General features: G+C 36.8%; 10 protein-coding genes. 5 read left to right on the top strand and 5 right to left on the bottom strand.

Annotated elements, in window-relative coordinates:
• The first annotated feature begins 379 nt into the window (after positions 1 to 379).
• Positions 380 to 2,050, top strand: coding sequence for a hypothetical protein (locus ODE14_RS08900; protein ID WP_263603795.1), 1,671 nt, complete (start codon positions 380 to 382; stop codon positions 2,048 to 2,050).
• 83 nt (positions 2,051 to 2,133) lie between these two features.
• Here ODE14_RS08900 and ODE14_RS08895 read toward each other — a convergent pair whose 3' ends face one another.
• Positions 2,134 to 2,442, bottom strand: a complete 309-nt coding sequence (locus tag ODE14_RS08895) for a hypothetical protein (RefSeq protein ID WP_248391866.1) — start codon at positions 2,440 to 2,442, stop codon at positions 2,134 to 2,136.
• A 203-nt stretch (positions 2,443 to 2,645) separates the two neighbouring features.
• Between ODE14_RS08895 and ODE14_RS08890 the strand changes: the two genes are divergently transcribed.
• The 4 genes from ODE14_RS08890 (at position 2,646) to ODE14_RS08875 (ending at position 7,188) form a co-directional block, all read left to right on the top strand.
• Positions 2,646 to 3,503 carry a helix-turn-helix domain-containing protein gene (locus tag ODE14_RS08890; RefSeq protein ID WP_263603794.1) on the top strand — a complete coding sequence of 286 codons (858 nt, stop codon included), beginning with the start codon at positions 2,646 to 2,648 and terminating at the stop codon, positions 3,501 to 3,503.
• A gap of 180 nt (positions 3,504 to 3,683) precedes the next feature.
• Positions 3,684 to 4,208, top strand: coding sequence for a hypothetical protein (locus ODE14_RS08885; RefSeq protein ID WP_263603793.1), 525 nt, complete (start codon positions 3,684 to 3,686; stop codon positions 4,206 to 4,208).
• Between the two features lie 72 nt (positions 4,209 to 4,280).
• On the top strand, positions 4,281 to 6,278 hold the full coding sequence (locus ODE14_RS08880; RefSeq protein WP_263603792.1) for an SBBP repeat-containing protein: 1,998 nt from the start codon (positions 4,281 to 4,283) through the stop codon (positions 6,276 to 6,278).
• A gap of 346 nt (positions 6,279 to 6,624) precedes the next feature.
• Positions 6,625 to 7,188 carry a GNAT family N-acetyltransferase gene (locus tag ODE14_RS08875; RefSeq protein WP_263603791.1) on the top strand — a complete coding sequence of 188 codons (564 nt, stop codon included), beginning with the start codon at positions 6,625 to 6,627 and terminating at the stop codon, positions 7,186 to 7,188.
• 143 nt (positions 7,189 to 7,331) lie between these two features.
• Here ODE14_RS08875 and ODE14_RS08870 read toward each other — a convergent pair whose 3' ends face one another.
• Genes ODE14_RS08870 through ODE14_RS08855 form a run of 4 tightly spaced genes read right to left on the bottom strand, consistent with a single transcriptional unit; the run spans position 7,332 to position 12,727 of the window.
• Positions 7,332 to 9,359 (bottom strand): hypothetical protein, encoded by a 2,028-nt coding sequence (locus ODE14_RS08870; RefSeq protein WP_263603790.1) that lies wholly within the window; start codon positions 9,357 to 9,359, stop codon positions 7,332 to 7,334.
• Between the two features lie 52 nt (positions 9,360 to 9,411).
• Positions 9,412 to 10,719, bottom strand: coding sequence for a glycosyltransferase family 2 protein (locus ODE14_RS08865; protein ID WP_263603789.1), 1,308 nt, complete (start codon positions 10,717 to 10,719; stop codon positions 9,412 to 9,414).
• Between the two features lie 10 nt (positions 10,720 to 10,729).
• A complete protein-coding gene (locus ODE14_RS08860; protein ID WP_248391879.1) occupies positions 10,730 to 11,683 on the bottom strand; it encodes a hypothetical protein in 954 nt (317 codons plus the stop codon).
• Positions 11,684 to 11,686: 3 nt separating this feature from the next.
• Entirely contained in the window at positions 11,687 to 12,727 is a 1,041-nt protein-coding gene (locus tag ODE14_RS08855; RefSeq protein WP_248391886.1) for an HlyD family secretion protein, read from the bottom strand.
• Between the last annotated feature and the right edge of the window lie 3 nt (positions 12,728 to 12,730).

Genomic DNA, 12,730 nt, shown 5'->3' with positions numbered 1-12,730 from the left:
CTTATTCGTAATATGGCCAAACTCTATCATTTTCATATAGAATTTTTTTTCGAAAATAAGGAACCTGCCAATCTTTTAGATAGGGTAGAAAAAAATATTTCAGGTATAATAAATTTCATATAAGTTTCTGAGATTAAATAGAATACTTTGATGAGTTATCAGCAATGTTATTTAGATTTTAATTTAATAATAAAAAATTTATAGCATATACTATTTTTGTAGTTATTTTACTACATCAATGTACTGTTTAGACTACAAAATGGTCTTACTTGTCGCAGTAGATTTGTAATGTTTAAAGAGAGCAACAAACAACTATACAAATTAAATTGTGCTATAAAAAAATAGTCACTTTTGTCAATATTATAAATAAAATATTTTTATGAGAAAAATTTTACCGTACATCGCTGTACTTACTTTTCTAACAGTTCTATCTTGCCGGAATGATGGCGACGAAATTCAGGATCAGCAGGAAACGGGTCCTATTTTAAGTTCTGATGCCGGTACATTAAGCAAAAGAATCGACTTCGGAAATGCCGGTGTGCTGGATATGAAACCAAGTTCCGGTGGTAAAACAGTTCAGGCAGGTAATTTTCCCCTCGTATTGGTAGCTGAAGTAGCACCGCCGGTTTATAACGGAAAAACATTAAGAGCAACTCATGTTTCAGTGGAAGGAAATTATGCTTATGTTTCCTATAATACGGAAGGCGAGACCTATCTTGGAGCCATCGAGGTTTTAAATATCACAAATCCGAATGCTCCGCAGCTTGTCATGCAGGCAATCCTCCCGGATACAGATGTAAGCTCTGTACGATACGATAACGGTAAATTATATATTGCAGGTGCTAAAGATATTTATGCTTCGGGAGCATCATCACCTGCTTTTGTAGGAAGTATGACGCTTAACGGTGGTATGCTTACCAACACACTTCAGCAGACTGTACTTAATGGTAAGGTAGGAACGGATGTTACTTCCAGCAGCTCAAAATACTATGCTGTTTCAGGAGCGACGGGTGTTTTGGCACAGCTTAATAAAAGCAGTCAGCAAATTGAAATATCGATCCCTCTTAGTGATCTCAGAGCATTGGGATATAATAACAATAAAATTGTTGTATTGAGCGGAACGGAAGGTGTAAAAATTTATGATGCAAATGGTCTTAATTTAATCACTTCTTTCTCAACTTCCACAGATGTGGCAGAAGCTAAAAGAACAATTGATTTTATCGACGGGAAATTATTGGTTTCGGAAGGATATAATGGAGTTGGGGTTTATAACTTAACTTCAGGAACAAAACTTCAAACGCTTTCTTTACCTACACAGGTTCCGGGTGTTAATGCTTCGGATATTGTAAGCAATGCAGTATCTGTAAATTCAGGAAGGATATTTGTAGCCAATGGAGGGGCCGGTCTTTATGTTTATACTACGGATAATAATCAGCTTAAACTTATGGGTTCGCTTGATTTAACAGGTTCTTCTAATTTCGTAATGAGTAAAGGGGAGTATATCTTCGTTGCAACAGGAACCGGAGGATTAAAAATTATTAAAACCGTAGCTCCTGAAAGTGGTGCTCCCAACTGTTCTGGTTATGCAGTTTACAACGGAAGTGATTGGCTGAATGTGAACTCCGGACAAACATTAGAATACTCCGGAACAAAGAGCCTTCAGGGAATCAATGTAAACCAGACTCTTACTTGGTGCGGGGCATTAACAGCTTCTCAGGGAGTTAACCTGAACAGCAATTCAACATTCAATATGTACGGGCAGTTTTATCAGGGTACACAAAGCAACCCATGGAACTCACTTAATATCAACAGTGGTGCGCTCCTTAACCTGAAAGGTAACCTTACAACTTATGGGCATATGATCCTTAACAGCAACGCCAACTGGAAAATTGAAGGAAATGTAACGATTTTCGGAAACCTTACCATTAATCAGGGATCAAAAATTGAATTTATCGGAACCAATTCATCCATTACCATTCACGGGACAGTTACCAAAAATGGTACTTCAACCATTACCGGAACATTTACGGATGTTAATAATAAATTGTAATCAAAATTATAACACATTAATAAAGGAGACCAAAAAGGTCTCCTTTTTATATCTATCACCTGAATTTAAGTGAAAAATAATATTTACAGCGGATAAACAGTAATAATGACGCCGCTTCCAATGGTTCCCGACTGATCTTCAAACTCAAAATCCATTCCTTCGTAGAATTTATCGTTTGGCAGGTCATCATTTATCATCGTAATTTCGGCACTGATAATATCTCCGGGAAATACAAGTTCTGTCTCAGAAAAAGTCTGGCTTGCCATATACAGCTTGCTTTCGAAAGCAAATTTCAATGAAGCCCGGAAACCGGATGAAACAGGAGTGACAATGCCACCATCTTCTGTTGTTTTATAAGTCATTAATGCTTTAAAGTGGGGGCGTTTTTTCATGAGGTAAATTTTTAAACCAAGCAACCGAACATCAAAAACAGTTTAATGATCACTTGTTTGTTTTGGTGTTTCTGCAGCCTTCTCTATTTTCTTTCTGAAAGATAGTGAAATATTCGAAAACTGCTGTTATAGAAAACTGTCGTGAGATCATCCTAAACTTTATATATTTTATAAATTTGAATAAAGTTTAATGAATAATAATTATGATTAATGATTACAGAAAATATGAACTATTCGGAAAGACCCTGATGCAGAAAATCGAACTGAAAGGGCCGTTCAGATACGATTTTCCGGTGGCAGAACAAGCGTGTTTTATTTATGTAATGAAGGGAGAACTTCAATACAGATCGGATGATAAATCGGTTAATATTCCTACGGATTATTCGTTATTGCTGAATTGTATAAGTTCTGGAAAGCATATTCAGAATTCCAGTCGTGAGGAAAGCTGTCATATTGTTATCGTTACTTTTTATCCTGATATTTTAAAGAAGATTTATGACCGGGAATTGCCGTTGCTTATGCAAAAACCGGAAAATATGGTTTCAAATAAATCCAATCAGAAGATTAATAACGATTTTCTGGTTAAGAAATATGTGGAAGGCCTGCTTTTCTATTTTGAAAACCCTTCGCTCGTCAACGAAGATATCCTCATTCTTAAGCTAAAGGAAATCATTTTACTGCTGGCTCAGTCTGAAAGTGCAGCATCTGTTCAGTTGATCCTGTCCCGGCTTTTTTCTCCGGCGGCTTATTCTTTTAAGCAGATCATTGAAGCGAATTTGTTTTCACAGTTAACTATTGAGCAGCTGGCCGAACAGAACAACCTCAGTGTTTCTTCCTTCAAAAGAGAATTCGCAAGACTTTATAACGACACACCTGCCCATTATATAAGAAATAAAAAACTTGAGAAAGCAGCAGATCTACTCCTGATTTCCGATGAAAGGATTACCGATATTGCATATGATTGCGGATTTAATGATCTTGCAACATTTACGAAGAGCTTTCAGGATAAATTCCACAGCAGTCCTTCAAATTACCGTCTCAGCCACAAAGAAAGCAGATGAATAAGTATTTCTGAATATTTTCGGAGTTGATTTTTGAACCAAAATCGCAAATATCTGAACCAAATCGCAAAAACATTTTTGTCTATCTGTTGCAACTTTGCCTTGTCAGTTTCAGGGAAAAAATTTTCTCTTACAAGCCTGACAATTTTTAGTTGAAAACAAATTTTAAATAAAACAAAAATGAATTTATCGGGTTTAGGAATTTTTCATACCATCATTGGTATTTCGGCAATTGTAGCAGCAGTAACAGGATTTTTGAAATATGGCAAAATCAATCTTGCTGCGGGTTCTGGGAAAGTATATTTTTATACAACACTTGTGACTTCAGTTACGGCATTGGGTATATCAAAACACGGCGGTTTTAATGCGGGGCATGTTTTTTCATTATTTATTATTCTTCTTATTGCTGTTGCTTATTTTTTATATTCGAAAAGAAAAGGGAGCAGCAAAGCGAGGTATTTTGAAAACTTTTTGCTGTCATTCAGCTTTTTTCTTTCTCTTGTTCCCACAGTTAATGAGACATTTACAAGAGTTCCGGTTGGCCATCCTTTTGCTAAAGACATTAAAGATCCGGTAATCGGGCAGACACTTCTTTTTCTCTTTGTTCTTTTTATTGCAGGTTCTGTTTTCCAGTTTCTGAAGCAGAGGAAAATTAATATGAAAGCAATTTTGTTGAATAAAAATGAAAATGGATTTAATTCTTAATTAAGGGATTTAAATTCATATGTGCGGGGATAATTATGGTATATTTGCGGACTTAACATAATATAAAACTTAATGAAACGCAAAACTCTATTCTTTATCAGTATTTTCGCACCCATTATTGCATATTCTCAATTATCATATCTTCCTGCTTACAGTTGGGGCGGAAAGATAGGAGGAACTGGGTTTGATACTGCAGGCCACGTGACAACAGATTTATATGGTGATGTAATTGTAGACGGTAGATTTTCCGGGGCCAGTGATTTTGATATTTCATCAGTGGTAAATAACCTTTCAAGCACGGGATCTACAGATGCATTTATTGCAAAATATTCACAGAACGGATCATTAAAATGGGTAAAGTCTTTTTCATCCAACACACCTTTAGAGGATGCCCCATATATCAATTCTTCTGCAACAGACTCTTCAGGTAATATTTATGTTACGGGGCATTTTAGCGGAAGTGCAGATTTTGATCCCAGTCCTACAGGAACTAAAATCCTTACCTCCAATGGCGATGCTGATATTTTTATTGCAAAATATGACAGGAACGGCATTTTTGTATGGGCGGGAAATGTTGGTGGTGCAGAATACGACCGTGGTTTCGGTATTAGCGTTGACAGTCAGGACAGGGTATATGTAACCGGAAGTTTCAGCACTACTGCTGATTTTGATATTACCTCTGGTGTTTATAACCTGACCAGCGAATATATTGATAGCACTTTTATCATTAAAATGAATAAGGATGGACAAATAATTTGGGGTAAAGCCACACAAGGAATGGGTTCTGACGTGGGAACCTCTGTTGCGGTAGATTCTAATTTTAATGTTTTTGTTTCCGGAAATAATTTGGGAACTAATGATTTTGATCCCAGTCCAACAGGAATTTTTGAGCTTACCAGCACCTTTTCCGGGCAGGCTTATCTGTTGAAGCTTGACAGTGATGGGAATTTTGTGAATGCAGGAGTAACCATAGCACCAGCATCACCTACCCAAAGTAATCTTGCAAGAACACAGCGAGTAAAAGTTGACAGCAATAATAATGTAATTATCACAGGAACGTTTTATGGAACTGCTGATTTTAACTTTGGTGCCGCCGATAATTCAATGACCTCGTATGGTATTTACGGGCTGAATGATGCTTTCGTGCTTAAAGTAGATAATAACCTGAATTATTTATGGGCTACTAAACTGGGAGTTCAGTTTGCTGATGGTGCCAATGGGCTCGCAATAGATCAAAACAACAATATATTGACAACAGGGTATTTTGAAGGGATTATTGTTAATGATTACAGCGGCAGATATGGAGAAGAAGTTTTTGTATGGGCCCTTGATCCTTCCGGAAACCAAATTGATCTTGAGGATTATATTGGGCCGGGAAGCGGAGATATTGGGAACGATATTACTGTAGACAAAGCCGGAAATGTCTATGTATGCGGAATTTTTGATACAAGGCTTAAAGATGCAAATATTTTCGATTACCAATCCTACGGAAACAACAGAGAAGGCTTTATAGTAAAACTTGGAAGCACGCAGGTGACACAACCCGCTATTGTCCCTCCAACCGCAGTACAGGATTCTTTCACACCAAGTGGCAGCGGTTCTTTTGCGCTTAATGTACTTGCGAATGACCAGGGACTCTCAGGAACAAATTTAATAAAAATAGTATCTTCTCCTGTGTATGGTACTGTGAATGTTAATAGCGGAGCGGTAACTTATACACCAAACGGATCATCATGGATGAATGACAGTTTCAGCTATACTGTTGAGAACAGCAATGGCTTGGTTTCAAACGTTGCTACAGTAAGTCTTCTGAATGGGAATTTAAGCATTGATGAAGCAAATGCCGTTCAGCAAATAAAAATTTATCCTAATCCCGCAGATACAACACTGTCTGTTATTTCAGATTCTGAAATTCTTATTATAGAAATATTTGATCTTTCCGGTAAGAAATTACTGGAAGTAAAAGGTACACATTTGGTCGATCTTTCATCGCTCAGTACAGGAAGTTATATCATTTATGCAAAAAGTAAAAACGGAAAAACGATTCGGGAGAAGTTTATTAAGAAATAAATAATCTGAATCTATCTTCGGACTATGAATAAAAGCACTCAGATTTGAAGTGCTTTTTTTCTTATAAAAAATTTGGGATATTTTCGCTGATACTGATTGACAATGTATCCATAAAGTATATTCCCAAAATACACTTGTGCAAGAAATAGCAGCCGGATGGTTTTATTAATTTTAAATGTTTGTAAAGTTGAGTTTTTGTTAATAAACCTTAATGAATAAAAATGGGATACCTCTTTTTTTTTAAATAATTTTGATGCGTGAAAAGTGAAATATTCAATTATTTACTTATGTAAATAATTGAATGGGTGATTAATATATAACGCGTGTAATTATTTTTTTTAAAACAATGATAAGGGCAAAAAAGGAAGATATTCCTAAACTGGTAGCACTGCTGACCGCATCTTTTGAAGATAACAAATCTGCAAATTTTGCTGTAAAGAACAAAAAATCACTTCCCGGACTTTTTGAATATTCAATTGCAAAAGGGTTTCTCTTTGGTGATGTCTGGATGAATGATGATAGAACGGTCTGTGCCATTTTACTGGATCCAAAGAAAAAAAAGCCTGGCATACAATCGGTTTTGCTTGATCTTCAATTGATCTTTAAAGTGGTAGGACTATCAAGAATTAAGAAAGTTCTGAAGAAAGAGGACATTACTGAGCAAACCCTTCCTCAAAATGTAGATTATATTCATTTGTGGTTTTTGGGGGTAATCCCGAAATTACAGGGCAACGGAATAGGAACCTCGTTTTTACAGGAGCTGATTGAATATTATAAAGCTTCAAAAGAAGCCATGTGCCTGGAAACTTCTACATTAGTCAATATTCCTTTCTATGAAAAGCAGGGATTTTCCAGATATGCCACGAAATACTTCGGGTTTGAGTTCTTTTTTTATATCAAACAGTTTTAAAATAGGGAAGAATCCAGATCATTAACGGCCCTCATTTCAAGAATTTTTAATCCGTAGACAATAATAAAGGAGACTGTTTTGAAACAGTCTCCTTTGTGTTTTAACCTAAATCTTTTAATTCAGGATATTAATTAATGTAGCAATTAATTTATTTTCAAAATATTAAGACCAGACTGTCCTGTGGCAACAAATGCCAGGTTGTTATTGATATAAATGTAATTGGCAGAACCGTTTAGTTTATAATAACCAACTACTTTAAAGTTTGTTTTATTCAAAACAATGACTCCGTCTGTACCGTTTGCCAGGTAAAGGTAGCAGTTGCTTACGGCAACGGCATTGGTAAGTCCGGTCTGGCTGAAGACATTCTGATTATTAACCTTAAAGTTTCTCGGAACAAAAGTACTCATCAGCTGTCCGTCGTTTAGTCTGATTTTAGCAACCCCTTTATCGCTTAAAGCAAGATATACATATTCATCATCAAGAACAATAACATTTTTACCGTCTGTAACAGATTGAGCAAGTGTGGCATAATTGTAAACCTTCACATTTGAACCGTCATTATTGGCAATTCTTAAAGATGCACCATTGGCCTGGGTTGCTAAAAATACCTGGTATGTATTGTTGTGCGCAACATACTTGGCTCTCTCTCCTGCAAAGTTGAACTGTTCGGCCACGGAATATCCGTTGTTAGGATCCAGCTTGAAGAAACCTCCGCCGGTTGTCCCTGTAGAAGCATAAAGATAATTATTGTAGAAATAAGAATTTTTTGCGGTAGAACTCGGAAGTTTATAATTCACGAATGAAGAAAGATCCTGAGTATTGAACACATTATTGTAAAGTGGCGCCGTAACCAGTTTAGAACCGTTTTTATCTCCACCTACAGCGTATAATTTATTGTTCGCCACATCAACATTGTTAAATTCGATGTTGTTGAATAATGCTTCGCTTACAAGAGACGGAGCGCTGTAATCCGTCACATTAAGAATTCTGATAGCTCCCTGCGTATTGCTTCCGGAAAGCGCATCATTGGTATGATAAGATAGGTAAGCAAAACCGTTGTTTACCGTAACGCCTGTTGCACTAAGTGTAGTGTTGTTGATGGAAGGACTTACCACATTGGCTACTACCGTAAACTGAAGCTGACTGTCTGAACAAGGTGCAATACCTTTTTGAGGTGTACATTCTCCTGCTGCAATATACGTGTTTGAATTTAAAGTAACCTGGTTGTTGATTTTGTTATTGTTTTGAAGAACAGAATACGAAGTATTCACAAAGTTCATATCAATAAGTCCTGTGAAAGCAGGAGAAGCGTTAAGATTTCCGAAAGACATATTTGAAAAATCCATTCTTGCAAAGCTGTTTCCGGCATTGCTTACTTTTCCGTCCACAGAAACGCTTCCGCCGGTAACCTCCGTAAAGGACTGCGGCTTAAGATTCAGTATCCCCGAACCGTTTATATGAAATCCTTTTTCAAAAGTTAAATAACCTTCATTGTTAAGATTTGCGTTCAGATAGTTGTTCTGTGCATTAAAGACCATTCTGCAGTAGTTATTTACCGTGGAACTTCCGTTAAGGCTTTCAGAATTATTGAAGTTTAAATTGTTGTAATTGTTGATGATTCCGTCAACAGATCCTGTAGTATAGGTTACAAATCCATAGTTGTTTAGCATACCCCCGGAATTCAGGTGGAAATTTACGGAACTTGAAATTTTACCGTTATTTCCTACTTCTACTTTACCTCCGTTCGGAACGTTGATCCAGTTGGATCCGCCCAGTTCACCCAAAACGATGATCTTTCCTGCAGAGTTGAAATTGAATCCTCCTGTAAAGGTAGTACCTTCCGGAATATAATAGGTTTCTCCGTTGTTAATGTTATACCAGTTGTTTCCTACAGCAGCAATAGCACCGGAAAGATTAGGGGTATAGGTTACGGTTTTGTGGGAAACAGAATTTTTCTGTCCGTTTTGGTCGAATCTAATGAAATCAACCGCTGAGTTTTTTAGTTCAATACTTTTGGCAAGATCGCCTCCTCCATATCGAAGGGTAATATCTCCATTGGTAATTGAGTTGGAAGTTTCGTTATTTTCGGGAAGAAGATTATCTTCCGAAGAACATCCGGTTGCAGCAACAAGAAGGGAAAATCCTATTACTACGCTTAGTTTTTTAGTCATTGTAAGGGGAAGTTGTTTTGTTTTATAAGGTTTTTTTGAATCGTTAAGTAATTTACGCACCGAATTCACGTGCTTTTTTTGAAGTTTTCTGGGGATTCCACGGATCTTTGTAAGAATCGTAGAAGAAGAGTTCGTCGAAATAGGCAATAGTTCTTACGATGCGCATGAAGTATCCCATATATAAAGGATAAAGCGGAACGTAAATGATCTTTGATAAATATTTCTTTTTATTTTTCACTATTACCAGGCAAACGATAAACTGCATAAAATAGAGCAGCAAATATACTAAATATTTAAGAGGCAGCCAAAAAAGTAAGAATTCAGGATTTTCAATTATTATTCTTAGCATATAAATCATCCAGGTGATATCCAGCACTAATCCAAAAAAAACATTTTCAAAAAAAGCGAAAAAGTTAGACCATCTGAAATTCTTGTTAGGAATCCATATATCATAGTGTTTTCGTAACCTGAACCGCACCAGCGAGCGAGACCAGCGCAACCTCTGTCTGGCAAGTTTGCTCCATGCTACCGGAACATGGGTATTGCATATTGCATTCTGCTCAAAATGAATATTATAGCCTATTTTCCTGATCTTCACCGTAAGATCACCATCCAGACCCGGACCTACATCCCAGCCACCAACTCTTTCCAGTACTTTTCTAGGGAAAACACCAAATGCTCCTGAAATAATCTTGTAAATTCCTAAGCTGGAAAGAACAATCCTTGAGATACTGATCGACTGCTGGTATTCCAGATATTGCATGGTAGAGGTAAGGGAATCTTCATCGTTTCTCACCATGAGGTTTCCACCGACACCGCCAACATTTTTGTAAACATAAAAGGGGAGGAGGGATTTTTCGATAGCATCGGTGTCAAGGGATGAGTCTGCATCAATATGTACGATGAACTTCCCTTTAGAATATTTCAGTCCGAGATTGGCAGCCGAAGCTTTTCCGCCCCGAATTTCGGACCGGAGGAATTTTGTGATGAACCCTTTTTTCTCAAAAGATCTTCCGATAATTCCGGTATTATCCGTAGAGCCATCATCAACAACGATAATTTCAATATTCTTATACGTCTGCTTCTGCATGGAAACCACCATTTTATGAAGATGTCTTCCTTCATTATGGCCGGGAACAAGAACCGTAACCAAAGGATATTCCCTCATCATTCTTGTATGTGCTCGTTCCCATCTGTCTTTACTTAAAAAACGATTTCTGAAGGTAACAAAAAGCACGATGACCTCCAGGATAAGAAACCTTGGAATATCTATGATGAAAACATACCAGCCCCAGTTCAGGATAGTAGACCAGTTTGAATACCTTATATTAGAAAAAATAATTTCCCAGAAACTTTCCACTGATAATTCGTTAATTGAGCATTTCGCTGATGGCTTTTTGAGTAAGCTCGTAATTGTAGATCTTCTCCAGATTCAGTTCAGAAGGGGTCTGTTCTGTTTTGCAATTGATGCAATGTACGCCTATGAGAGGTTTTTGAAATTCGTGTTTACATAGGTCGTTCAGGCAGTAGAATACTTTTCCCGGTTTATCATAATCAACACCGAGATTTTTAAGTTCCATACTGCATTTCGGGCATATCATTTTTTCTCCCTGCCAGAAGCTCTGTTCTGTTGCTACATAAGCGCATCTGAAGTGATGGATCAGCACCCTTACCTGAAGGTTGTGCTGCTTGCATTTAGGACATTCCTCCCTATAATTCAGAAAGCCGGAATAGCATTTTTTACAGATATGCGAAGTATCAACATAATTCCTTCGAAGAAAGTCATTTTTGTAAGCACTGTTCAGAAGAGCCCTGCCGTTTGCATAGGATTCGGTAGTACCATCATAATATGCTTCTATTCTTGGGTAAGAATATCCGCTGAGGGAGCCTGAGCTTTCGTAAAATTCAATGTCTTTATTTCTTGAATAATAATACATCAATGTTCTTTTCAGTAAATCATCTTCAGAAAAAGAAATTGAAGGATTAAGATTTTTAACGAAATTTAAAATAAATCGTATATAGGGTATTTTGTTTTGTATATCCAGTTCTTTGATATAACCGTCACAAAGCTGTTTAAGATTATAATTTTTATATTCTTTGTAAACTTTTTTTAAGTCTTTCTGCAGGAAAACAGGCTTTAGAAAAACTTTCGGATCCGGATGTCTGATCAGTGAAACCAGGAATTTCCTTACATTCCGGGCTTTATCGTTGTTAATAATCCAGATGTCTGCATTGTCTGCATCTGGAATTTCATTTCTGTCAATACAGTCATCCAGCAATTGTGCGCTGATCCCATTTTCGAGGTTCAGTATTTTGTCAGGCATAGATTATGTAAATTTTAGTTTTCTTACTTTTACCGGAATATTACTGACCTTTACTTCTTCCCAGGATTTTCCGTCTATCGGTACAATATCAATTACAACGCCGTATTTATTGTCATTCAAGGTTTTATTAAGAAGAGTATTGTCTTTAATCTCTGAAATAGAGTAAATTTTCTTTACCTGTCCCGTAAGCGTTTTGTTAAATCCGTAAGGCAGTTTTATGGCTACCCGGTCGCCTTCTTTAAATTCATCCAGATCGCTTATATCAATATATGCCTGTACAAACTGTCTTTTGTGGACAATTGATGTAATAATGTCTGATTTATAGGCAACCTGCCCGTCTGAAATTCTGAAACGGTCGGTATTACCATTTACCGGTGAGATATAATAATTGTTAATAGTGGACGTTCTGTTTTCTTCTCTTGCCAGATTGTTTCTCTGGTTATTAATCTGGAACATCTTTGCAATTTCATCATTCAGTGCTACAATATCGGCATTTACCGAAGCGAGCTCATAGGTAAGATCGTCAATAGACCGGTCTACGTTGGCAAGTTCGTTTGGCGTAATCTGGTTGATATATACCAGTTTTTCTTTTCTTTTTTTCTCGCTTTGCCAGAAAGCCACTCTTTTTCTCAAGTCGGCTGCAAGGCTTTTCTTTTTTGAGATCTGGGCGTTGATTGATGCAATATTATTATCAAAAGACGTATTGGCTACGAGATTTTTCAGGGAATCCTGAATGCTGTTTTTACGAAGATTGGTATCATAAAATTCATAGCTGAACAAGGTATCCCCTTTTTTTACCGCAGAGCCTTCCTTTACCGTATAGTTAAGGATTCGTATATCGCTGGTAAATTTCACATCAAATTGCTGCTGCTTGAGAAATCCGTCTGCATAATCAAATATCCATGAAGAAATGATCCATTTGAGTACAGAAAAAACGATTAACAATAAAATGCCAAAGTAAATCCAACGGTCCCATCTTCTTTTTTTTACAGGTTTTTCGTAAGATTCTTCTGTTATTTTATCGTCATTAAAATTGATTTCCATTAA

Origin of the sequence: Chryseobacterium sp. PET-29 (genome assembly GCF_025736815.1) — a bacterium.
Classification (GTDB): Bacteria; Bacteroidota; Bacteroidia; order Flavobacteriales; family Weeksellaceae; genus Chryseobacterium; species Chryseobacterium nepalense.
The sequence above is the reverse complement of the archived record's forward strand: the minus strand, read 5'-3'. Positions and strand labels throughout refer to the sequence as shown.

Bases quoted from the DNA above. Each gene is read 5' to 3' on its own strand.
- ODE14_RS08885 (WP_263603793.1), top strand. From the start codon at position 3,684: ATGAATTTATCGGGTTTAGGAATTTTTCATACCATCATTGGTATTTCG.
- ODE14_RS08880 (WP_263603792.1), top strand. From the start codon at position 4,281: ATGAAACGCAAAACTCTATTCTTTATCAGTATTTTCGCACCCATTATT.
- ODE14_RS08855 (WP_248391886.1), bottom strand. From the start codon at position 12,727: ATGGAAATCAATTTTAATGACGATAAAATAACAGAAGAATCTTACGAA.
- ODE14_RS08900 (WP_263603795.1), top strand. From the start codon at position 380: ATGAGAAAAATTTTACCGTACATCGCTGTACTTACTTTTCTAACAGTT.
- ODE14_RS08895 (WP_248391866.1), bottom strand. From the start codon at position 2,442: ATGAAAAAACGCCCCCACTTTAAAGCATTAATGACTTATAAAACAACA.
- ODE14_RS08860 (WP_248391879.1), bottom strand. From the start codon at position 11,683: ATGCCTGACAAAATACTGAACCTCGAAAATGGGATCAGCGCACAATTG.
- ODE14_RS08870 (WP_263603790.1), bottom strand. From the start codon at position 9,359: ATGACTAAAAAACTAAGCGTAGTAATAGGATTTTCCCTTCTTGTTGCT.
- ODE14_RS08875 (WP_263603791.1), top strand. From the start codon at position 6,625: ATGATAAGGGCAAAAAAGGAAGATATTCCTAAACTGGTAGCACTGCTG.
- ODE14_RS08890 (WP_263603794.1), top strand. From the start codon at position 2,646: ATGATTAATGATTACAGAAAATATGAACTATTCGGAAAGACCCTGATG.